18 protein-coding genes are annotated in these 21855 nt (G+C 66.2%); 8 read left to right on the forward strand and 10 right to left on the reverse strand.

Features of this window, described 5'->3' with window-relative positions:
• Positions 1–40 precede the first annotated feature (40 nt).
• The 5 genes from BMY25_RS06995 to BMY25_RS07015 form a co-directional block, all read right to left on the reverse strand.
• Positions 41–820 (reverse strand): GntR family transcriptional regulator, encoded by a 780-nt coding sequence (locus BMY25_RS06995; protein WP_092495925.1) that lies wholly within the window; start codon positions 818–820, stop codon positions 41–43.
• Positions 821–966: 146 nt separating this feature from the next.
• Positions 967–1410: an NUDIX hydrolase gene (locus BMY25_RS07000; RefSeq protein ID WP_092495926.1), complete on the reverse strand. Its 444-nt coding sequence runs from the start codon at positions 1408–1410 to the stop codon at positions 967–969.
• Between the two features lie 201 nt (positions 1411–1611).
• Positions 1612–4041 (reverse strand): diguanylate cyclase domain-containing protein, encoded by a 2430-nt coding sequence (locus BMY25_RS07005; protein ID WP_092495927.1) that lies wholly within the window; start codon positions 4039–4041, stop codon positions 1612–1614.
• Between the two features lie 117 nt (positions 4042–4158).
• Entirely contained in the window at positions 4159–5385 is a 1227-nt protein-coding gene (locus BMY25_RS07010) for a cytochrome P450 (protein WP_092495928.1), read from the reverse strand.
• 62 nt (positions 5386–5447) lie between these two features.
• A complete protein-coding gene (locus tag BMY25_RS07015) occupies positions 5448–5645 on the reverse strand; it encodes a hypothetical protein (protein ID WP_092495929.1) in 198 nt (65 codons plus the stop codon).
• 106 nt (positions 5646–5751) lie between these two features.
• On the opposite strand from BMY25_RS07015, the gene BMY25_RS07020 reads away from it, so the two are divergent.
• The gene (locus BMY25_RS07020) at positions 5752–7434 is read left to right on the forward strand and encodes a glycosyltransferase family 4 protein (protein ID WP_092495930.1); all 1683 of its coding nucleotides are present in this window, start codon (positions 5752–5754) and stop codon (positions 7432–7434) included.
• A gap of 21 nt (positions 7435–7455) precedes the next feature.
• On the opposite strand, the gene BMY25_RS07025 is transcribed toward BMY25_RS07020, so the two are convergent.
• From BMY25_RS07025 to BMY25_RS07040, 4 genes are all read right to left on the reverse strand, one after another.
• Positions 7456–8487, reverse strand: a complete 1032-nt coding sequence (locus tag BMY25_RS07025; protein ID WP_092495931.1) for a M23 family metallopeptidase — start codon at positions 8485–8487, stop codon at positions 7456–7458.
• Positions 8488–8644: 157 nt separating this feature from the next.
• Positions 8645–9580 (reverse strand): glycosyltransferase, encoded by a 936-nt coding sequence (locus BMY25_RS07030; protein ID WP_177176756.1) that lies wholly within the window; start codon positions 9578–9580, stop codon positions 8645–8647.
• Positions 9577–11247, reverse strand: coding sequence for a glycosyltransferase family 4 protein (locus BMY25_RS07035; RefSeq protein ID WP_092495933.1), 1671 nt, complete (start codon positions 11245–11247; stop codon positions 9577–9579). Before BMY25_RS07035 ends, BMY25_RS07030 begins: the two co-directional genes overlap by 4 nt.
• Before the next feature lie 161 nt (positions 11248–11408).
• A complete protein-coding gene (locus BMY25_RS07040) occupies positions 11409–12950 on the reverse strand; it encodes a calcium-binding protein (protein ID WP_177176757.1) in 1542 nt (513 codons plus the stop codon).
• A gap of 480 nt (positions 12951–13430) precedes the next feature.
• Between BMY25_RS07040 and BMY25_RS07045 the strand changes: the two genes are divergently transcribed.
• On the forward strand, positions 13431–14324 hold the full coding sequence (locus tag BMY25_RS07045; RefSeq protein WP_177176758.1) for a sulfotransferase: 894 nt from the start codon (positions 13431–13433) through the stop codon (positions 14322–14324).
• A gap of 35 nt (positions 14325–14359) precedes the next feature.
• Complete coding sequence (locus BMY25_RS07050) at positions 14360–15550, forward strand: glycosyltransferase (RefSeq protein ID WP_092495936.1); 1191 nt, start codon at positions 14360–14362, stop codon at positions 15548–15550.
• 122 nt (positions 15551–15672) lie between these two features.
• Here BMY25_RS07050 and dksA read toward each other — a convergent pair whose 3' ends face one another.
• Positions 15673–16089 (reverse strand): RNA polymerase-binding protein DksA, encoded by a 417-nt coding sequence (gene dksA, locus BMY25_RS07055; protein ID WP_092495937.1) that lies wholly within the window; start codon positions 16087–16089, stop codon positions 15673–15675.
• Positions 16090–16491: 402 nt separating this feature from the next.
• Between dksA and BMY25_RS07060 the strand changes: the two genes are divergently transcribed.
• The 5 genes from BMY25_RS07060 to BMY25_RS07080 all read left to right on the forward strand — a co-directional run bounded on the left by BMY25_RS07060 (position 16492) and on the right by BMY25_RS07080 (position 21715).
• Positions 16492–17133 carry a fasciclin domain-containing protein gene (locus tag BMY25_RS07060; RefSeq protein ID WP_428976941.1) on the forward strand — a complete coding sequence of 214 codons (642 nt, stop codon included), beginning with the start codon at positions 16492–16494 and terminating at the stop codon, positions 17131–17133.
• A gap of 233 nt (positions 17134–17366) precedes the next feature.
• Positions 17367–18563 (forward strand): Bcr/CflA family multidrug efflux MFS transporter, encoded by a 1197-nt coding sequence (locus BMY25_RS07065; RefSeq protein WP_092495938.1) that lies wholly within the window; start codon positions 17367–17369, stop codon positions 18561–18563.
• 96 nt (positions 18564–18659) lie between these two features.
• A complete protein-coding gene (locus BMY25_RS07070) occupies positions 18660–19184 on the forward strand; it encodes a SixA phosphatase family protein (RefSeq protein WP_092495939.1) in 525 nt (174 codons plus the stop codon).
• A 45-nt stretch (positions 19185–19229) separates the two neighbouring features.
• A complete protein-coding gene (locus tag BMY25_RS07075; RefSeq protein ID WP_092495940.1) occupies positions 19230–20708 on the forward strand; it encodes a YcjX family GTP-binding protein in 1479 nt (492 codons plus the stop codon).
• Entirely contained in the window at positions 20705–21715 is a 1011-nt protein-coding gene (locus BMY25_RS07080; RefSeq protein WP_092495941.1) for a YcjF family protein, read from the forward strand. Before BMY25_RS07075 ends, BMY25_RS07080 begins: the two co-directional genes overlap by 4 nt.
• The last annotated feature ends 140 nt before the right edge of the window (positions 21716–21855 follow it).

A 21855-nucleotide genomic window follows, 5' to 3' on the forward strand; every position in this document is an offset into this window, starting at 1 on the left:
AAGAATACCAGATGCAAACCAGTGAAGCTGGGACTCATGATCAGCGGTGGAGTTCCACGAGGAAATCGTAGCTGTCGCCGCGGTAGCGGCTGCGGGCGAACTCAACCGTCTCGCCACCCTCGCCGAAGCAGCGCCGCTCGATATCGAGGATGGGCGAACCGACGGGAACTTCCAGCAGCGCCGCTTCCTCTTCGCTCGCCACGTCGGAACGCATCCGCTGCAGCGCGCGCACCGGGAGGTGGCCCTGCTGAGCCAGCGTTTCGTAGAGCGACTCGCTGACGAGATCCGGTTCGGGCAGGAAAGCGCCGGGAACGACGGTATTCTCCAGCGCCATGGGAATGCCACCGGCCGTGCGAAGGCGGCGGAAACGGCAGACCGCGGTGCCGGGAGAAAGCCCCAGCGCCAGGCATTCCTCCGAAAGCGCCGGCCCCTGCTCGCGGCTGAGCCAGCGAACGCCGGGCTCCAGGCCGCGCGCCAGCATGTCCTCGGTGAAACTGGAAAGGCCGGAGAGCGACTTTTCAACCCTCTCCGCCACGCTGGTTCGCGCGCCATGGCGCTGCACGAGCAGGCTGTCCTCGACCAGATCCTTGAGCGCGCGGCGCACGGTGACGCGCGACAGCGCCAGCTTCTGCGCGAGTTCCCGCTCGCCCGGTATCGCCTCGCCCGGTCGCAGGAGGTCCTGCCTGATCGCCGAGCGGAACGCATCCTGCAGCCGCTTGTAGAGCGCCGTGGAGCCCGGCTGGTCCAGTCGGCCGTTCTCCCGCAGGAAGGCGACGAGAGCGTCCTCGGTGCCGAGATCGCGCAAGCCTAGCTCGGACATGCCCGACTCCGCTTCATGATCAGTTGGTGCATTTGAATGATTTCATAGCTCATCCCCTTACGATGGTCGCAGGAAAAGAAGGTGGTAACCCTCGCGGGTGGCCAGTCCCCCGAACCGGTCCGCCGGTCCGCCCGCCGCGAAACGCCTCAGTGCCGTCGTGGCGAGAAGCTGGAGATCAATCCCCGCAATTGCGGCTCGTCGACCAGCAGGGCCGCGTCGTGCCGGGAAAGCCAGCGCATGTGCCGCTGACCCTTTTCCCGGAAGGTTTCCTCCTGCCCCGTCACTTCGAAGGGAAAGACGTCGACCCGGCAGAGCTCGAACCGATCCTTGAAGCGCTTGAAATATTCGTAGTTGCCGATCGGCTCCTTGCCGATCTTCCCGATCAGCCCGGCTTCCTCATTCGCCTCGGTGGCGGCCGCTTGTGCATTGGTCTTGCCCTTCATCGGCCATCCCTTCGGAATGATCGGGCGCAGAGTGCTGCGCGAGGTCAGGATCAGGATCTCAAGGGTGCCTGTTTCGGTCCAGCGGTAAGGGAGCGCTGCAACCTGCAGCCCGCGCTCTCCCTTCTTTCCCCGCTTCTTGAAAGCCATTCTTCTCCGCCCCACAGGTCCGACATCGCAAGTGCCGACTTCGGCGGCAGCCAATCGCCCAGCATTTCAGTTGCCGACCCAGCGTTTCATGACACTTTTGTGACAATTACATGACGATCCGGCCAGCCGAAAAGTGCCGGAGGGCATCGTTTCCCCCTGTTGAGGGATGTCCCAAGAGTTGATCCGCTCGTCCTCGACCGGTCAGGCCACAGCCGAGTCGTTGTCCTTTCGCCCGGCACGGCGGCGTTCCATGTCGTCGACGACCAGCGCGGCGAGATCCTTCAGGATCGCCCGGTCGGTCGCGTCGAGCTTCGGCCGGGGAACGCTGTCGGTCACGCAGAGCGCACCCAGCGGCTGCCCGCCTTCCCGGCTGACCAGCGGCGCGCCGGCATAGAAGCGGATCGCATCGTCGCCATTGGCGAGCGGGTTCTCCGCAAAGCGCGGATCCTTCTGCGTGTCCGGAATGACGAGCAACCCGTCGCCGGTGATCGTATGGGCGCAAAAGCTCACGTCGCGCGGAACCGTTTCCAGTTCGATCCCGTGCCGGCCCGTGAGGCGGAGTTCGTCGATTCCCACCAGCGACACAAAGCCGGTGGGTGTGTTCAGGAGGGTCGCCGCCAGGCGCGCGATGCGGTCGAGGCTCTCGGAAGGCTTGGTAACGCCGGCTTTCTCGTAGAGTCGAAGGACGGCCAGCCGTTCCTCCTCCCGCGCCGGGACAGGCGCCACGGGAGACCGCGGCACGTCTTCCGTTCGCATGCTGCGGTTTCGACCGTTCCGCTTGGCCTCGTACAGGTTCCGATCGGCCTCAGCCACCAGAGTACGACCGTTTTCGGCCGAATAGCCGGCGACCGGCATCATGCCGGCAACGCCGATGCTGACGGTGACGACGCCGCCGTTGGCGGCGTTTCCCTCATGCAGGATGCCCAGGTCCTCGATCGCCTTGCGAACGCGTTCGGCGACATGGGCGGCCCCCGCCTCGTCCGTGCCGGGAAGCAGCACCACGATTTCCTCGCCACCATAGCGGGCCGCGAGATCGCCGGGCCGGTTGATGCAGCCCTCCACCGCGGCGGCAACCTGCTGCAGGCACGTATCGCCCGCCTGATGGCCGTAGCGATCGTTGTAGAGCTTGAAGCGGTCGACATCCAGGAGCAGCAGGGAAAGCGGCGTCCCGTGACGCGAGGCACGGCGGCATTCCGCATCCAGCGCCTCGTCGAAACGGCGACGGTTGGCAAGCCCGGTCAACCCGTCGCTCGCAGCCAGCAGCGCGAGTTCCGAGTTCAGCGCGGCCAGCTTTATCTCCGCCGCCTTGCGCTTCGAGACATCGCGGAGAACGACGATAAAGCTTTCGTCCTGCTCGACGTAGCTGTACCGCCCCTCCATCCAGATATACTCGCCCTGCTTGTTGCGGATCCGGTATGTGGTGTCGGCCGTGCCGGCGTCGCTCCGGGCTGAATCGACAAGCCCGGCGACGGCTTGCCAGTCATCGGGGTGGATCAGCGCGCGGGGATGACCGCCGATGAGTTCTTCCGGTGTGTAGCCGAGAACCGCCAGCGAGGCGGGCGACACATAGGTGCGGAAAAGACCGCGATCCAGCCGCATGATGATGTCGCTGGCATGGTCCGCGAGCAGCCGGTACTGCGCGTCGGCCTTGCGCCGCTCGAGTTCAGCCCTGTTGCGACGACGCAGTTCCCGGGCCAGGAGCCCGCCGAAGCCTGCGGCGACGGCGCAGAGGGAGATCAGCATGCCGCCGATCATCCAGGCGCGCTTGCGCCAGCCGGCATAGATGTCCCGCTCGCCGGCCGCCACGTCGAGCACCAGCGGGAACGCCTTCACCCCGGTGAAGGAATAGATGCGCCGCACGTTGTCGACGGCAGAGCTCGCCGTGAAGTTTCCCGTCCCTTCCCTCACGAAGCGCCTGAAGTTCGAACTGGTGCCGATGCTCTTGCCGATCTGATCCGGATCGTAAGGCAGGCGCATGACGTAGGTCCCGTCCATCAGGAAGAGATTGATGGCGCCCGCGGGGCCTATCGTGGCGCCGCTGAAGAGATCCTTGAAGTAGTCCAGCCGCAGCGTTCCGACCACCACGCCACCGAAGCTTCCATCGGGGGCGACGATGCGACGGCTGAACGCGATGACCATGTCGTTGCCGGTCAGGCGGCGGCGGAAGGGATGGCTGATATAGAGGCCCACATCGGGCCGTTCCTTCTGCGCGACGAAGTATTCGCGGTCGCTGAAATTGTCCTGGCGTGGCGGCGATGCGCCGGAGTCCAAAACAACGTTGCCGGCCGCGTCCAGAACAAGGATCGCGCCCAGATACTTCGCCGTTGCCGCGCGGTCGAAGAGAACCTTTCGTTGCAGGTCCGGCGTCAGCCGCAGGAGGTCGGGATCGTGCAGCCCGTCCGTCGCCGATTGCAGCGACAGGTCGTAGCTTGTCAGCGTGCGGGTGATATCCTGCGAGAACGCGTTGAGGAGATTGTCCGCGCCCGTCAGAGCGCGACTTCCCGTGTCGTGGCGCAATTCCAGGAGCATGCTCACCGAGAGCGCGCAGAAACCCAGGATCAGCAGAATCACGACAGCCGCGATCAGGCGCGGGCCTCTGAAGATGGACGAGTTGCGCTTTGTTCCAAACACTCGACTGTCAGCCGATCTTCTATGCTCCGGAAATCCTAGAAAGCATGACTTGCGATAGGATTAAGGCGCGGGACGCAATCTTTAGCTCAGGTGCCGCCTCGACTTTCGGATGGTGGCCTACCACCGAAGGTCAAGTTTCGACAATCCATGGAAATGATACGTATCGGAGTACCGTGGGGTTTCAACGATGCGAAGCTGCGGTAACCGCGCGAAGAGGGTCGGTAGCGCCACCTGAAGCTCCAGCCGGGCCAACGGTGCCCCGATGCAGAAGTGAATGCCGCCTCCGAAGCTCGTGTGCGCCACCTTCGGGCGCTCCGGCCAGAGCCGGTCGGGATCGGGATAGACCGCCGGATCGCGATTGGCCGCGCCCAGCATTAGTCCGACCCGGTCACCCGTGCGGAACGGAATCCCTTCATATTCCAGATCCTCCAGCGCATACCGGGTGAACATGTGGAGCGGCGGGTCGAAGCGCAGCAATTCCTCCACGGTGTTCTCGGTCGCTTCCGGCGAGGCGAAGGCCCGCCCTGCGTCGATCCCCTCTTCCAGCAGCGCCTTGACCGCATTGCCTATGGCGTTGACCGTTGCCTCGTGACCGGCATTCAGGAGCAGGATGCAACTGGTGATCAGTTCGTCCTCGCTGAGCCTCTCCCCTTCCGCCTCCACGGAAATCAGATGGCTGATGAGGTCGCCTTCCGGCCGGTCCCGACGCTCGGTCACGTAGCCCTTGAGGAAGGCGACGAAGTCGAGCGTGGCCCTGACCGCCGCATCCTCGTCGGCGCGCGTGCGGCCGAACTGGTACATGGCGACCATCCGATGCGACCACTCCAGCAGTTGCGGCGCCATGGCGACGGGCACGCCCAGAAGCTCCGCGATCAGCGTCACCGGGATGGGGGTCGCGAAAGCGGCAAGCAGGTCGACCTCCCCTTGCCCTTCGAAACCGTCGACGAGTTCGCTGGCGAGCGCCGCGATGCGGGGCCGCAGGCGTTCAACCTGCCGCGAGACGAAGGCGCGGTTCACCAGCGTGCGCAGTCGCGTATGAACCGGCGGCTCGCGCTCCAGCATGGAATGGGCATCGACCTCATAGAAGGGCGCCACATGCGGCTCGATCTCCGGCCAGCCGAGCGCCTCGCGGCCGACGAGATGCGTGATCTCCCGACCGAACCGGCGGTCGCGAAAGAGCGCGGCGACGTTGCGGTGATCGAAGAAGCACCAGTGGCCGTATTCTTCCCAGAAGAGTGCCGGGCCGGCCTCCCGCATGTCTCGATAGAAGCGATAAGGATCCTGCACGAAGGCGGGATCGGTGGGCTCCTGGGAAAGGCGGCGGCGCGTCGGGTCGATCTTCATGCGCTCTTTTTGCGGGAAGCCAGCCGCCCCCGCAAGCCGCGCCGGACAGAGCGGGCCGTCTCTCAGCGCTCCCTGGAGCGGGTGATGATACGTCGCGCGCGGGGACTGACGGAGGGGGCACCGCGCGCCTCAACGGCGAGCCCCATTTCGATCAGCCGCTCCAGGATCGTGCGCGGCACCAGCCGGGATTCCGGCGCGCCGCGACTGACCCTGAGCAGCGCTTCCCATTCTTCGTCGGTGAGGTCGAGGCGATCCTGCATTCCGCCTTCCTAGGCAGCCACGGGCCGCGCCGCAATATGCGTTGGCCCCTGAAGCGCCATGTAATAGGGTCCGCGCGCAAGATCGAAGCAGCTGGAGCCGACCCGAATGGTCACGCGGTGCGCAATCTATTCGCCGAGCGGATTCGGCACGCCGGAGAACCCGTTCGGCAAGGATGTCGCCAATCTCGGCCTCTTCCGCGCCATCGCCCGGCATTCCGGCTATTCCGACATCAACTTCCTGCTTCACGCCCAGACGCCGCCGGAGCAGGTCGCGCAGGCGCTTCTCGGACGAGAGCGAACCGCCACCCGCATCAACACAGGCGGCCTGCTGAGCGTGGGACGCATGCGCGAGTCCGGCGTGCTGCTGCGCGGCAAGGCGGATCTCGCCGACCTCGCGTGGCTGCGGCGCGGCGCGGGCAGCGACCGTGATTTCAGCCTTGTCGGCCTGGTTCACTGCATCGCGCCTCCCGCGCTGCGCCGCTACATCGCCGATGCGGCGACGGCGCCGGTGCAGCCCTGGGATGCCCTGATCTGCACCTCGCCGGTCGTTCGCGACAATCTCGCCCGCATGTTCGAGGGCGTCAGCGATCATCTCTCCTCGCGCTTCGGCGGGAGCAGGCCGCCCTCGCCTCCCATGCCCGCCTTGCCCGTGATCCCGCTCGGCGTCGATGTCGAAAGGTTCGCCCGCGCCGCCGACCGGCCCGACGTGCGCGAAGCGACGCGAACGCGGATGCAACTCGGACCGGACGACGTGCTCGTGCTCTGGGTCGGCCGCCTGTCCTTCTTCGAGAAGGCCTTTCCGCAACCCATGTTCCAGGCCGTGGCGGAAGCGGCGGCGCGGACCGGCAAGCGCATCCACTTCGCCATGGCCGGCTGGTTCCCGGCGGGCGAGACGGGCCGGCAGGAATATGCCGACGCGGCACGTCTTCACGCGCCCGGCGTCACGGTTCACCTTCTCGACGGTCGCAAGAGCGAAACCGTGGATGCCCTCTGGTCCGCTTCCGACATCTTCCTGTCGCTGGTCGACAACGTCCAGGAAACCTTCGGCATCACGCCGATCGAGGCAATGGCGGCGGGCCTGCCCGTGGTCGTCAGCGACTGGGACGGCTACCGCGCCAATGTCGTGGACGGCGAGCAGGGTTTTCTGGTGGAAACGCTGGGCGGTCCGGCGGGCCTCGGCGCCACCATGCTGCAGCGGCATGTCTTCGGCCTGGACTCCTACCAGAACTATGTCGGCAATGTCGCCCAGCATACGGCGATCGATATCGGCGCGGCGGCGGATGCTATCGGCCGGCTGGCCGGCGATCCCGAACTGCGGCGCCGGTTTGGCGAGGCCGGTCGCCGTCACGCCCGCGAGCGCTACGACTGGCCGGTGATCGTGAGACAGATCGACGGCCTTTTCGACGAACTGGCCGCGCTTCGGCAGGATGCCGCCGCCTTCGAGGCCGGGTCGGCTCTGGCGCGCCAGGATCCCGTCCGGTGCGAGCCCTTCGGCGATTTCGCGGAGTTCGCCACGAACGTGCTGTCCGGAAGCACGCGGCTACGGGCGCGCGCGGGCGTGACCGAGGCCTCGGTGGCCAGGCTGGCGACCGTCGGGCTCAATCGCTTCGGCGGCATGTGGCGACCCCGGGCGGAAGCGACAACGGCGCTGCTTCGCGCGGTGGTCGAACACCCCGACCGCGACGTGGAAGCGATCCTCGCGGGCTTTCCCAACGAGCCCAGGCAACCCCTGCAGGCGGCGCTGATGTGGATGTGCAAATACGGCTTGCTGGACTGGAAGACCGGGTGACGCTTCCGCCGACGCCGCTGGTCAGAACTGGAAGGAGAAGCTCTTTTCCACGACCGTCTTGCCGTCGCGGGTGACCGTGTACTCGGCGGCATAGGTGCCAGCGGCCCAGCCTTCCGGAGGACGCTTGCGTCCGACCAGCATCAGGTACTGATCCTTGTTCTCGTCGAGCGGCACGATCTCCTGCTGGATAAGCACGGAGCCATCGGGCTTGCGGACGACGAGGCGCTGCTGATCGCCCTGCCGCAGGCCGATGGAGCGGACATAGGCGACGATGGCCGGCGCGTCCGTTCCCTTCGGCGGCACGACCCCACCGCTTTCCACGTCGGCCATGGAGAGCTTCTGGGTGGCGAATCCGGCGTTGAGCACGGTGCCGGCATGGTAGGCCAGCGCATCCTTCAGCGCGGGATCCCAGAGCGATGTCCCGCCGCCGCACTCGCCTTCCTTCTCGCCCACCGCGAAGGGATCGAGCGACGTCCCCTCCTCCATCACCGTGAAATGCAGGTGGGGGAATTCCGTATCGCCGGACAGGCCGACCTGACCGAGCTTCTGTCCGACCTTCACGCGATCGCCAGGGTGCACGACGATGCTGCCCCGCGCCATGTGGCAATATTGAGTTTGCAGCTTCCCCTCGTTCTGCACGACGAGGCCGTTGCCGCATTCGCGACCGCGCACCGCTTCCCGGCCCGTCGTGGCGACCGACACGTCTTCCATGCCGTCGCGGACGCGGAGCACGGTTCCGGGCGCCGCCGCCAGGACGTTCACGCCGGCCGCCTTGTCCTTCATGCTGAGCAGGCGGATATCGACGCCGTTGTGGCGCTGATAGGTCATCGTCCCGCACATGTAATCTTCGGCGGCGGGACCGAAGTCGCGGTCGAAATAATGCTGGATGAAGCAGGTCTTGCCGACCGTGCAATCGACCGGCCATTCCAGCTTGAAACCGGCCGGGATTTCCACGGGGCTTGCTGGCTCGGCAGGATTTCCGGCCATCGTCCCGGCCAGGGCGCCAGCGGGCGCCAGGGACAGCACGGTAATGCAGACGATTTTAAGCTTCATTCCTTTGCTGTGTAACAGCCGCCCGAGCGAAGCGACAAGAGCGGCCAGCGCACACTGTAGTGAACAGCCGGTGAGCGAGACTGACGAACGGGCCTAATGAACCGAGACGGTGAACGATGCGGGCGAGCCAAGCTGGCGAACGGGGCCGGTCGGGCGGCTACCGGACCGCCATGGTCCTGGACCAGAAGCGGTCGAGCGCCTCGATGAAACGGGCATGGGACCAGTGCGCCGCCGTCTCCGCCGCCGCCCCGCGCATCATCTGCGCGCCCGGCCCCCCGCGCTCCACCAGCGTCACCGCCTTGACCAGCGCATGGGCGCAGGCCTCGCAATCGTCCTCTTCCACCCAGAAACCGTTGGCGCTGGTCGCATATTCGCGGCCGCCGATCCCGGTGAAGCCCGCCACGACGCATTCGGAGGCCATGGCCTCCAGCGTGGTCATGCCCAGCCCTTCCAGCCGGCTGAGGCTCAGGAAGACGTGCGCCTCCGCGAAGGTGCGGGCGACCTGTTCCTCCGATGCGGCTTCCAGCACGGCGAAACGCCAGCTGAGCTTCCCGCCATAGAGGCGGCGGAACATGAAGTTGACGATCCGCAGTTCCAGCGGCCGCTTGCGGGAGGCGCAGGCGATGATCGGCTGCTTCTCCCCGGGTCGGAACCGCCGTTCATCGGCAAAGGCCGGCAGCACGTCCACCGAGCGATGCGGCAGGAAGCGTGCGATCCAGGACGCGGCCGACCGGCTGCACGCCACGAACTCGCGATAGCTGGCAAGCTCCTCCTGCGTCAGCCGCCCCAGGCCGTTGGCGGCGGCATAGAAGTGGTTCTGGCAGAAGACGATCTTGCGATGAGGCGATGCCGCGTAGTGCTTCAGCACCGCCGTCGCGTCTTCCGGGATCACCAGCACGTCGCCGTCGCGCGGCGGCGTACCGCTCTCCACCTCAACGTCGTGGCTGAACCAGTCAGGCACCGGAGCGCTGCCTTCGATGCGCAGCACGGCGGGGTAGCCCAGCGCTTTTAACGCCTCGACATGGCGAACGATCATCTTGTGACCGCCGGTCAGGCGCTGCGTGCCGATCAGCACATAGACGATGCGGCTCACGATGCCGCCGGCGCGCTGGCGCTGCCGAAATCGAATTGCAGCGCCCCCACCTTGGAGAGCCAGGCGACCGGGCCCAGCAGCGCCGCGACGGTGCGGCCGGTCCGGGCGGCCAGCGTCTCCAGCGTGGTCCATTCCGTCTCGGTCAGCGCTTCAAGGATGAGCGTGATGGTCTCGGGCGGCGGCAGCACCACTGCCGCGAACTTCGTGGACCCAAGATCTCGGCGCGCGATCGCCGCATCGACGCTGGTGCCCGGAATGCGCCGGAAACCCGTTTTCGCGCCGATGGCGCGGGTCGGGTAGCTCGCGAACATGGTGAAGGGATCGGGACGGTCGGGGCGGCGGCGGCGCGTGAGGGGCGGATGCAGGCTGGCATCGCTGCGCCGGCGTTCGCCGAGATCGTCCCAGAGCTCCTGGTAGCGGCGGAAGACGACGGTCCAGTCGAACGTCGCGCGGGCGCGCTGGCGGGCCGCCTCACCCATCCGCCTGCGCAGCGCCGGATCGGTGATGAGCTTGCGATAGGCTTCCGTGACGGCGGCCACGTCCACCGCGACCAGCTGGCTCGTCACACCGCAATAGATGTCGTAATTGTCGATGCCGATATCGAACCGGTCGGCCAGCACCGTGCCACTGCCCGGCGGCAGCGTCGTCGTCGGCACGCGGAACCCGTCGATGCCGTCGCGAACGGTGTCCTTGTAGCCGTCCCAGTCGGAGACGACGACCGGCAGGCCGGAAGCCATCGCCTCGATGGGCGTCAGGCCGAAGGTTTCCTGCACGTTGTCGGAAAGCGACGTGAAGATGTCGGCCGAGGCCCAGACATCCCGCAGCTGTTCCTGATCGCGGCCGTCGACATAGATGGTGCGGACGGACGGACACAGCGTCTCCGCGTCGTCCTTGAAGGCCTTTTCGGTCTGATCGTTGCCGAACCAGCCGGCCTGAATCAGCGTGACCTTGCTGTCCTTCGCGCAGGCTTCCAGGCCGAGATACATGGGCACGGGATGCGCCTTGCCGTGGAAGGAGAGCCGCCCCACGAAGATCACCACCGTTTCGTCCTCGCCGATGCCGAAGGTGGCGCGGGCGGCGGCCCGGCGCCCCTCGTCGAGGGCCAGGGTATCGCAGTGGACGCCCAGCGGGATCACGGGCAGCTGCGGCAGCGTGAAGCGCGTGGCGCCCGTCCGCTCGCGCAGATATTCGGCGTTGTTTTCCAGCAGCGAGCGCACGCTGTCTCGCACCGCGCGCGAAGTGCAGACGATCGCGTCCCATTCCTCCAGCGGCGCGGTGACGAGCCCGGCCAGGGCCTCCATCACGCTCTGCGAGGCGGTCGTGTGCGTCACGCCGCAAAGGCTGTAGGCGCGTGGATTGGCATGGGACAGCCGCATCCAGGCGTCGACGAAGATGCGGGGGTCCGGGCGGTAGAGAAGGCCCGGCTCGGCGAGCCGCTTGGGATCCATGAACGGGACCCATGCCACGCCGGTCTTGGGTGCTCCGGACTCGGCCAGTTCCCGGGCCATCTGCTCGGCCCCGGCGCGGGCGCGGGCATAGGCCCAGACGCGCTCGGGCGCGGCCTTGGCCACGGCCCGCATGAAGGCGGCACCGGCCGACTGCCTGCCCATCAGCTTGCCCTTCAGCGAATAGGCTTCCGGCTCGTAGTAAATCGCGAACTTCGACATGAACTGCCCGTACCCGGTCAAGGCGGCCGATCGGCCCGTCAGGAAGAGCGCTATAGCATGTCGCGGATGTTTCGTAGCGAGGGCCGGCTCGAACAGGCCCTGCCGCAAAAGAAAAGGCCGCCCCAAGGGGCGGCCTTTCCGTTTCGAATGATCGAAGCCGATCAGGCGACGGTCGTACCACCAACGATGTCGTTGTAGCTGACGCCCGTGATGCTGTTGTCGCCCGTCAGGGTGACCTCGGAGTTACCGCCATCCGTGAACAGGTAACCGTCGCTGCCGCCGGCCACGAAGACGTAGTCGAGGTCCGTGTTGGAGCCGAAGAGAGCCGCAGCCACCGCAGCGGCATCGTCAGCACCGCCGGAAACCTGGGCAGCCGTGAAGTTCGCGGCCGTGCCAGCGTCGCCACCAGCGAACGAGATCGAGTCGTTGCCGGTCACGAAGTCAGCGATGGTGCTGGTCGTGTCAGCGCCGTTGATCTGGAACAGATCGTTGCCGAGACCGCCGACGAGAACGTCGTTGGTGCCGGTAGCGGTCAGCGTGTCGTCGCCCTGGCCGCCGTAAACGGTCGCATCAGCGCCCGAAGCGGAGAGCACGTCGTTGCCGCGGTTGCCGTACACCACGTCGCCAGCACCCGAGGAAACGACAACATCGTCGCCCTGGCCGCCGAACACCGTGGAAGCACCACCGGAGACGTGGATCGCGTCGTCGCCCTTGTTGCCATAGACGAGGTCACCGCCGTCGACACCGTAGATCAGGTCGTTGCCCTGGCCACCGTAAACGGTGTTTTCGCCGCCGGCAGCGTAGATCGAGTCATCGCCCTTGTTACCGTAGACGAGGCTCGTGCCGCCCGACGCAAAGACCGAGTCGTTGCCCTGGCCGCCGAACACGGTGTTGTCGCCGCCAAGAGCGGAGATCGAATCGTCGCCCTTGTTGCCATAGATCAGGTTGGCACCGCCCGACGCAAAGACCGAGTCGTTGCCCTGGCCGCCGTAGACCGTGGACGCGCCGCCGGCAGCAGAGATCGAATCGTCACCCTGGTTACCATAGATCAGGTTGGTGCCACCGGTCGCGGAGATGGAGTCATCGCCGTAGCCGCCGACGAGAACCGAGTTGCCGGTCGCGGAAAGCGTGTCGTCACCCTGGCCACCGTACACGGTGGAATCGGCGCCAGCGGTGAGCAGGTCGTCGCCGAGGTTGCCATAGATGACATTGTCGCTGCCAAGCGTGCCGTAGACGGCGTCGTCGGAAGCGGTGATCGTGTCGTTGCCCTGGCCGCCGTAAAGCACGTCGTTGCCGGTGCCCGGAGCAGTGATGAGATCGTCGCCCTGGTTGCCGTAGATCACGCTGTCGGCGCTGCCCTGGATCGTGTCGTTGCCGAGGCCACCGAAGACCAGATCGTTGCCGCCCGAAGCGTAGATCGAGTCGTTGCCCTGGCCGCCGAACACGCTGGAGCCGCCGCCGTAGGCGTTCAGGGTGTCGTCACCGAGGTTGCCGTAGACGACCGAGTTATTGTTCTGCGCCGTCAGGGTGTCGTCGCCCTGGCCGCCATAGATCGTGTCGTTCTCGCCGATCGCATTGATCGAGTCATCGCCCTGGAAACCGTAGATCAGATCGTTGCCGCCGGCGGCGATCGTGATCGTGTCACCGACCTCGGATCCCGGAACCGTCTGGTCGCTCAGCGTCTCGTAATTGATTTCAGCCATCGTAATCTGCCTCCGAAGAGCCGTTTCTAGCCTATGGCCTGCGCGTATCCGCATCTCCCCGCCGTCCCCGGACCATTCCTGGTCGGGACGCCCACTCAGGTTCCCCAGACGCCGACCGCACGCGAGCCAAGCCGAGCGAAGTGATAAAGCAGCCTACCAACAAAGTGCAAGCTAGGGGTGTAAGAAGAGGCAAAACAATCAAAGACTATACATCGAAAGTTGTATTCTGATTTCTCTAACACAACCTGAGATTACTTAGCGGGCTTATAATTTCCCCTATAAGTCGAAATTGTGACGGAAAGCAGTTCTAGAAATGGTCTCTCGCCACTTTCGTCGAACGATTCAGAAGCGAGTCAGCATTGCCAACGAGTCATCGTGGTGACCCAGACGCCGAATGCCGGACCGCCCCGTTGAAGAGGCTCGCACCGGCCCGGTTTCCCCGATAGAACCGGGCGACTGTCGAAGCTGGAGGAGAAGCGGGTGGTCCAGATTTTCTTCGTGTCCGGAGCGCCGAAGTCCGGGACCACCTGGCTGCAGAAGCTGCTGGACGCCCATCCCGAGATCGTCTGCTCCGGCGAGGGGCACTTCGTCGAGAAGCTCGCCGCGCCGCTGATGAACGTCCGCAACGAGTATAACAGGCACATGCAGCTCGTCGCCGAGCGCGTGTACCAGGGCAAGCCGTACTACCAGCCGATGGGCGGCCGCGAGACGCTTGGCCTCGCCCGCTCCTTCATCCTGCAGCTCATGGGAAAGCGGCAGACGCCCGAGACCCGCGCGCTCGGCGACAAGACGCCCCGCTACACCCAGTTCCTGCCCGACCTGAACGTGCTCTTTCCCGAGGCGCTCTTCCTCAACATCGTGCGCGACCCGCGCGACGTGACCGTCAGCCGGTTGCACCATGCGCGCCGCGCCGGCTATGCCGCCGCCCTCGATCCGGCGTCCGACGATTATCGCCAGCTGGTGAAGAACGCGGCCGAGGCGTGGCTTGCAGCGCAGCAGAAGGTCGATGCCTTCGCCCAGGCGCATCCCTCCCGGCTCCTGGAAGTCCGCTATGAGGATCTCCTGGAGCGACCGGAAGCGGAGGCGGCTAAAGCTTTTCTCTTCCTCGGCGTCGGTCACGTCCCGGACGTGGTGACGGCAGCGGTCACGGCTTCCTCCTTCGAAGCCCTGAGCGGCCGCAAGCGTGGCGAGGAAAGCGGCAGTTCGTTCTTCCGCAAGGGCGTCGCCGGCGACTGGGTGGACGTTCTCGACGCCGCCGCCCTGCGCACGGTCCGCGCGATCTGCGGCGACGGGATGGACCGCAAGGGCTATGCCGACGGGCGAAGCCGGGAAGAACACGCCCCGACGGAACATTCGCCCATGGGCGGAGCCTGATCCCGAAACGAAAGCTGAGACGAAGCCAGACTTCAATGATGTCCTCTCCTGTCGCACTGCTCGCCTGGGAACTCGGTGCGGGCCTCGGCCATGCCCGCCGTCTTCTGGTCGCCGCCAAGGCCCTGCAACAAAGAGGGTTCCGGCCCATCGTCGCCGCGCGCGAACTCTGGGCGGCGACCGACGAGTTCCACGCGGCCGGGATTCCACTGATCCAGGCGCCGCATCATCAGGGACAGGCGCCGAAGGTGCGCCCGTTCCGGGCACGCGGATTCGCCGACATGGTCGCCATCTGCGGCTTCGCCAGGGCGGAAGCGCTCTGGCCCGCGGTGCATGGCTGGGACGGTCTTTTCGACCTGGTCCGCCCGGACGTGGTGGTCGCGGATTATTCGCCGGTGCTGTCGCTCGCGGCTTACGGGCGGGTGCCGCTGGTCGCGATCGGCGACGGGTTCGTCCTGCCGCCGCCGCATCTGCCCACCTTCCCTCTCCTGCGCGAAGGCTCGGACATGCCGGGCGAGGCAGAGCTTCTGGCCAATGCGGCGAAGGTACAGGACCGACGCGGCCTTCCCGCTCCGGCGACCCTGCCGGGCCTGATCGGCGGCGATGCCCATGTCGTCTGCACCCTGCCGGAGACCGATATCTATGCCGATCGGCGTGAACGGCCGGCGAGCGGCCCGCTGACGGCAACGCACGAGCCGCTGGGGCCGGCAACGCAACAGGGTCTTTTCGCCTATCTCGCCGCCGATCACGGCCTGACGCCCAAGCTCCTGCAGGTCCTCTGCGACATGCGCGTGCCGGCGGAAATCTTCGTGCGGGATGCACCGGACAGCCTGAAGGCGTCGCTGCGAAATGCGCACGTCACGGTGCACGACACGCCGCCGCCCCTGCCCGAAGCGCTCGCGCGCGCCGCACTGGTCATTCACCACGGCGGGATCGGCACCAGCGAATCCTGCCTGGCGCTCGGCCGGCCGCAAGTTGTCCTGCCCCGGCACTTCGAGCAGACCCTGAACGCGCGACGGCTGCGGCAGCTCGGCGCCGCCGTGGCACTGCCGTCGGAGTTCAAGCTGGCGGAAGCGCAGGACCTGATCGCGGCCGCTCTTGCCTCGGAATCGATGAAGAAGCTGGCGGAAGCCCGCGCACACCAGATCGCCGATCGCCACTATGACAGCGTCGGCGAGATCGCCGGTCACTGCGAAGCCCTGGCCGGGCGCGGCGTGATGCAGGTTTAGAGAGAATCCGGAGCCGGGCCAGGAAGAGCCGGGTCGAGAAGAGTCGGATCGGACCTTATCGCGGCCGGACCGAAAAGACGGAGGTCGATCCGCCGTGGCGGATCGACGATATCAGCGGCGGACTATTCGTCCCGATAAACCCGCTCGCGTCGTTCGTGGCGCTCCTGCGCCTCGATCGACAATGTCGCAATCGGGCGTGCATCCAGCCGCTTCAGGCTGATCGGCTCGCCCGTGTCCTCACAGTAACCGTAGGAGCCATCCTCGATCCGCTTCAACGCGGCGTCGATCTTGGAGATCAACTTGCGCTGGCGGTCGCGGGCACGGAGTTCGATCGAACGATCGGTCTCCGAGGACGCGCGATCCGCATAATCGGGATGGTTGTGGCTTTCGGCTTGCAGGGCCTCCAGCGTCTCCTTGCTCTCGGCGAGGAGATCGTCTCTCCAGGCGAGAAGCTTCTTGCGGAAATATTCCCGCTGCCGCTCGCTCATGAAGATCTCGTCCTCGCTCGGCCGGTAAGTTCTTTCCTCATTCAACAGCATCGGTCAGTTCCCAATGTGTTGCCCCTCTCCGTCGCGAGCCGCATATACCGAAAAAGCGGGACGACTTGCAAGCCGGAAAGAGTTGAAGCTTTTGTGAAACCTTCTGGAAGTGTAATAACTTAGCCGGGGCATCAGCAAAGCCGGACACGGCCGGCGGAGAAACGCCGACGCCCGGTATCGATTGCAAACCTGCGGCTCTGTCGTCCGTCTCTCTGGCGTCCGTACAGATCTTCCAGGCACTCGCCTACCATTTCCTCCACCCGCCAAGCAAGAACCTTGCCAACGCCTCTTCCGGTCGCGGGAAACAAAAAACCGCCTTCGCTGAAACTTCCCGGGCGAACCTCCCGTATTCCCTCTCAGACGCGACAGCGATCGTGTCGCAGGGGAAACTAGGAGAGAGAAATGATCCACCTCAGGTCGAAATTCACCACCGCCGCTACCGTTGCGCTGATGGCCGCCGCGCCGCTCGCCTTTGCCGGCCAGTCCTATGCGGCATCGATGAAGTCGGACATGTCGGGCATGCAGTCCGGCGATATGCAGTCCGGCGACATGATGAAGCACAAGACCAAGATGGTCGGCGGTGCAGCGATGTACCCGAACAAGAACATCGTCGAGAACGCGGTGCACTCCAAGGACCACACGACGCTCGTCGCGGCCGTCAAGGCGGCAGGGCTCGTGGACACGCTTTCCGGCCCCGGTCCCTTCACGGTGTTCGCGCCGACCAACGAAGCTTTCAAGATGCTTCCCGCCGGCACGGTGGAAACCCTGCTGAAGCCGGAAAACAAGGCGATGCTGACCAAGGTGCTCACCTATCACGTGGTGCCTGGCGAACATGACGCCGCCAACCTCGTCGGCCTGATCCAGAAGGGCGGCGGCAAGGCGGAACTGAAGACGGTGGAAGGCGACACGCTCACCGTCACCAAGCTCGACGGCAAGACGCTCGGAGTGACCGACGACAAGGGCCAGACGGCCAAGATCACCATCCGCGACGTCTACCAGTCCAACGGCGTGATCCACGTCGTCAACAAGGTCCTGATGCCGTAACCCACCCACCTGCGGCAGAGGGATGGCGGGGAGTTCGCTTCGGCGTGCTCCCCGCCTCTTTTTTTGCGCAGGCTGAGACTTTCCGTCACGGCCCTGCAGGGCGGCTATGCCAAGTTGATGCAGGTCAGACCGTTTCGAAGGCTGTATTAAGGTCGAAGTATCAACCTTCGCGCGCGTTTGATTCGGCCCTCCGACGGCGGCCGTCGAGCGTGCCTGCCCGGCGACGCGACCCCATGAGATCCGACCTTGCGCGCAACGCGCTGATCCTCGGCCTGCTTTCGGCGGTCGGGCCCTTCACCATCGACATGTACCTCCCCTCCTTCCCGGATATCGCGAAGGAGTTCGGCGTTCCCGTCGGCGAAGTGCAGATGAGCCTCGTCAGCTATTTCGTCGCCATCGCGATCGGGCAGGCCTTCTACGGTCCGCTGGCCGACATGTACGGCCGCAAGATACCTCTCTTCGCCGGCATGCTGATCTTCGTGCTCTCCTCGATCGGCTGCAGCCTGGCCAGCGACATCCCGATGCTGGTCGCCATGCGCTTCCTTCAGGGCATCGGCTCCTGCGCCAGTATGGTGATCCCGCGTGCCATGGTGCGCGACCTCCATACCGGCGACGAGGCCGTGCGTCTGATGTCGCTGATGATGCTGGTCTTCAGCGTCTCGCCGATGCTGGCGCCGCTGGCCGGCGGCGCGCTTGCCAGTTTCGTCACCTGGCGGGCGATCTTCTGGGTGCTGGCCGGGATCGGCCTGATCGGCATGGTCGTCGCCTTTCTGTACCTGCCCGAGACCGGCGCCAAGCGTGTGCGTTCGCCCGGCGGACTTGGCCGCTCGATGCGGAGCTTCCGTGAACTGATCGTGGACGGACGTTTCGTCGGCACCGTCTTCATCGCCGGCTTCGCCCAGGCCGGCATGTTTGCCTATCTCGCCGGATCGTCCTTCCTGTTCATCGACGTCTTCGGCTTGTCGAAGACGATGTACAGCGTGGTCTTCGCCACAAACGCGATCTTCTTCATCGGCGGCGCGCAATTCAATCACATCCTGATCCGCCGCCTTGGCATTGCCCGGCTGATCCGCCGCACCACCCCGATCTTCGCGCTGGCCGGCATCGCGCTCCTCGTCCTGACGGCGTCCGGCATGGCGGGTTTCCTCGCCACCTGGCTCTGTCTGATCGTCTGGTTCGGCTGCCTCGGCTTCATCATCCCGACCGCAACCGTGCTGGCGCTGGAGCCCCATGGCCATCAGGCGGGCACGGCTTCCGCCCTGATGGGCACGCTGCAATTCGCCGGCGGCTCGGTCAGCAGCGCCCTGGTCAGCGCCCTCTTCAACGGCACGGCCATTCCCATGGTGGGCGTCATCGCGCTGACCTCGCTGGGTCCGCTGATCCTCGCCTACACACTCCTCCGCGTCCCGCGCGGCGTCGTCGCGGCCTGAGCAACGCTGCTTTCCACTTCGGGAGAGCAACAAAAGCCTGCGTGAGAGGGGTCGCCGGAGCTTGCCGCCCGGCGCGCGCCGCCCTAGCCTCACGGGATGCCGCGACTTCTCCTGCTCCGTCACGCCGAAGCCGAAATCCCGCCGGGCACCGCCGATGCGGATCGCCCGCTCTCGTTGCGAGGTCACCGCGATGCCGAGGCGATGGGCCGCCTTGTCGCCGCTCGCGACTGGCGGCCCGACCTGATCCTCTGCTCCCCGTCGCGGCGGACGCGGGAAACGCTGGTCGAGGTGCAGAAGTCGCTCGACGGGGGCACGGCCGTCCACTTCCTGCCCGAGCTCTATAACGGGGCGGAAAACGAGTACCGCGCGGCCATACGGCGCTCTGGAGCCGAGGCGGCGTGCCTGCTCCTGATCGGCCACAATCCGACGATCCACCAGACGGCATTGCATCTGTCCGCCAGCGGAAGCCCGGGGCTGATCGAGCAGCTTCGGCAGAGTTTTCCGCCGGCAGCCTTCGCCACGATCGAGGTGGACGGCGCATGGGACGCGATCAACTCCGATGCGGGGCGGCTGGTCGATCTCGTCACCCCCGAGGAAGCCTTCCGGCAACTTGCCCTTTGAAGCCGGGCCGCGCCGAACCATATTGAGGCGCAAAGGAAGGGCTGCTTGGCACCATCTATCACTAGCCTCGGCGACGAGGCACGTATCGTCGCGGACAATGTCGCGGGCAGGATCTTCGGTGGCAGCACGCCGACGCTGCGCCTCGGCGTCACCGGCCTTTCGCGCGCGGGCAAGACGGTGTTCATCACCGCGCTCGTCCACAACCTCATCCACGGCGGACGGCTGCCGCTTTTCGACGCCTCGGCGACGGGGCGGCTGACCGAGGCGAAGCTCGAGCCGCAGCCGGACGACGAGATCGCCCGCTTCGACTACGAGGCCCACGTCCGCTCGCTGGTGGAGGACCGGATCTGGCCGAAGTCCACGCACCGGATTTCCGAGCTGCGCCTGACGATCGATTTCGAATCCGCCAGCGGCTGGCGGCGGAGCTTCGGGCGCGGCCGGCTGCATCTCGATATCGTCGACTATCCCGGCGAATGGCTGCTGGATCTCTCGCTGCTCGGAAAATCGTATGCCGAATGGTCGGCGGAGGCCCTGCGGCTGGCGCGCGAGCCGGAACGGAGCGACATTTCGGGCGCCTGGCTGCAGGCGCTTGGCGGCGTCGATCCCGCGTCGGGCGCGATCGAGGACCAAGCGCGCGCGCTGGCGGAGAGCTTTACCGCGTATCTCCGCGCCGCCCGCTCCGACGAGCACGCTCTGTCCATGCTGCCGCCCGGTCGCTTCCTCATGCCCGGGGACATGGAGGGCTCGCCCGCCCTCACCTTCGCTCCGCTCGATCTTCCCGAAAGCTTCTCCGCGCCCAAGGGCAGCCTCGCCGCCATGATGGAGCGGCGCTATGAGGCCTATAAGAGCCACGTCGTGAAGCCGTTCTTCCGCGATCACTTCGCCCGCCTGGACCGGCAGATCGTGTTGGTGGACATGCTGGCCGCGCTGAATGCGGGACCGGCGGCGCTTCGGGACCTGGAAACGGCGCTGGCCGACGTGCTCGCCTGCTTCCGCCCGGGGCGCGCGAGCTGGCTTACCTCCATCCTCCGCCGCCGCATCGACCGGATCGTGTTCGCCGCGACCAAGGCCGACCATGTCCACCACACCGACCACGACAATCTCGCGCGGCTGCTGGCCCGGCTGACGCGCCGAGCGGCAGAGCGGGCGGAGTTCGCCGGCGCTGAGGTGCGGGTCGTGCCGCTGGCCGCCGTTCGCGCGACCCGTGAGGTCGCCGTCACGCGCGCCGGGGAGACGCTGCCGGCGATTGCCGGCGTGCCGATGACCGGGGAACGCGTCGACGGCGAGACCTATGACGGCGAAACGGAGATTGCGCTTTTTCCGGGCGATCTGCCTCGTGATCCTGAAGCGCTTTTTGACGGGGACGGCGGAGCGGACAAGGGCGTGGAGGCCGACCCCGCGCTGCATTACCTTCGGTTTCGGCCGCCGCGGCTGGAGCGCACAGCCGAAGGCGCGACGTTGTCGCTGCCGCATATCCGCCTGGACCAGACGCTGCAATATCTCATCGGAGACCGCCTGAAATGAGCGATCCCGGTTCCGGTCAGCCCTATCGCCGCCCCACCGCTTTCCGCCTCGACGATTCCCGGCTGGAGATCGCCGAGGAGCCCGCCTACGAGGAGATCGAGGATCTCGCACCCGGCATTGACGATGCCAAGGGCGCGGTGGAGCAGATCGCCAATCCCCGTCGGCGCGGTTTCCGCTGGGGCGCGCTGGTGCTTTCGGCCGCTGGCGCGCTCGTCTCGCTGGCGATCGGCCTCGGCGTCGACGCGCTGATCCGCGACCTCTTTCAACGTGCCCCTTGGCTTGGCTGGGTGGGGCTGGTCGCCTTGTCCCTCTTCGTTCTCGGCCTTGTCGTGGTGATCGGACGCGAGCTTGCCGGGATCGCGCGGCTGAAACGGGTCGCGCGGCTGCGGCTTGCCTGCGACGAGGCGGCCGCCAGCAACGATCGCGACCTCGCCATCGCGGCGACCCGTTCGGTGATGGACCTTTATTCCGCCCGCCCGGAGACGGCGAAGGCCCGCGCCGACGTCCGCAACTATCTTCGCGAAATCATGGACGGACGCGATTTGCTCGTGCTGGCCGAACGCGACCTGGTCGCGCCGCTGGACGCGCGCGCGCGGGCCATGATCTCCGGCTCGGCCCGGCGCGTATCGGTCGTGACGGCCGTCAGTCCCCGCGCCTTCCTCGATATCATCTATGTGCTTTGGGAAAGCGTGCGCCTCATCCGCCGCGTTTCCTCGCTTTACGGCGGGCGCCCGGGCGCGATCGGCATGCTTCGGCTGCTTCGCGCCGTGCTCGGCCATCTCGCGGTCACCGGCACCATCGCCGTGGGCGACACGATCCTGCAGCAGGTGCTGGGCCATGGTCTCGCCGGGCGTATCTCCTCCAAGCTCGGCGAGGGCGTCGTCAACGGATTGATGACGGCGCGCATCGGGCTTTCCGCGATGGATGTGTGCCGGCCCCTGCCCTTTCTCGCGGCGGAGCGGCCGCGGCTCAAGGATCTCGCGGGCAATCTCGTTTCGCGCGAATAGAGCCCGAACAAGCGGAGTGCGGCACGCGCGCCACACCGGCGCCAAAGCGTCCAGGGCAATCCTTACCGCGCCATTAGGGTTAACCGTCCGTTGACATTTGCGGCCCTAGTTTGGTCGCACGCCAATCGACGAGTACCGGA

This window comes from Faunimonas pinastri (assembly GCF_900110915.1).
GTDB lineage: Bacteria > Pseudomonadota > Alphaproteobacteria > Rhizobiales > Afifellaceae > Faunimonas > Faunimonas pinastri.

What these genes read in the sequence shown, in the direction of transcription:
- BMY25_RS07070 (WP_092495939.1), top strand. Translation starts at nt 18,660, where the DNA reads ATGCCGCGACTTCTCCTGCTCCGTCACGCCGAAGCCGAAATCCCGCCG.
- BMY25_RS07020 (WP_092495930.1), top strand. Translation starts at nt 5,752, where the DNA reads ATGGTCACGCGGTGCGCAATCTATTCGCCGAGCGGATTCGGCACGCCG.
- BMY25_RS07035 (WP_092495933.1), bottom strand. Translation starts at nt 11,247, where the DNA reads ATGTCGAAGTTCGCGATTTACTACGAGCCGGAAGCCTATTCGCTGAAG.
- BMY25_RS07080 (WP_092495941.1), top strand. Translation starts at nt 20,705, where the DNA reads ATGAGCGATCCCGGTTCCGGTCAGCCCTATCGCCGCCCCACCGCTTTC.
- BMY25_RS07060 (WP_428976941.1), top strand. Translation starts at nt 16,492, where the DNA reads ATGATCCACCTCAGGTCGAAATTCACCACCGCCGCTACCGTTGCGCTG.
- BMY25_RS07000 (WP_092495926.1), bottom strand. Translation starts at nt 1,410, where the DNA reads ATGGCTTTCAAGAAGCGGGGAAAGAAGGGAGAGCGCGGGCTGCAGGTT.
- BMY25_RS07010 (WP_092495928.1), bottom strand. Translation starts at nt 5,385, where the DNA reads ATGAAGATCGACCCGACGCGCCGCCGCCTTTCCCAGGAGCCCACCGAT.
- BMY25_RS06995 (WP_092495925.1), bottom strand. Translation starts at nt 820, where the DNA reads ATGTCCGAGCTAGGCTTGCGCGATCTCGGCACCGAGGACGCTCTCGTC.
- BMY25_RS07050 (WP_092495936.1), top strand. Translation starts at nt 14,360, where the DNA reads ATGATGTCCTCTCCTGTCGCACTGCTCGCCTGGGAACTCGGTGCGGGC.
- BMY25_RS07025 (WP_092495931.1), bottom strand. Translation starts at nt 8,487, where the DNA reads ATGAAGCTTAAAATCGTCTGCATTACCGTGCTGTCCCTGGCGCCCGCT.
- dksA (WP_092495937.1), bottom strand. Translation starts at nt 16,089, where the DNA reads ATGCTGTTGAATGAGGAAAGAACTTACCGGCCGAGCGAGGACGAGATC.
- BMY25_RS07040 (WP_177176757.1), bottom strand. Translation starts at nt 12,950, where the DNA reads ATGGCTGAAATCAATTACGAGACGCTGAGCGACCAGACGGTTCCGGGA.
- BMY25_RS07015 (WP_092495929.1), bottom strand. Translation starts at nt 5,645, where the DNA reads ATGCAGGATCGCCTCGACCTCACCGACGAAGAATGGGAAGCGCTGCTC.
- BMY25_RS07065 (WP_092495938.1), top strand. Translation starts at nt 17,367, where the DNA reads ATGAGATCCGACCTTGCGCGCAACGCGCTGATCCTCGGCCTGCTTTCG.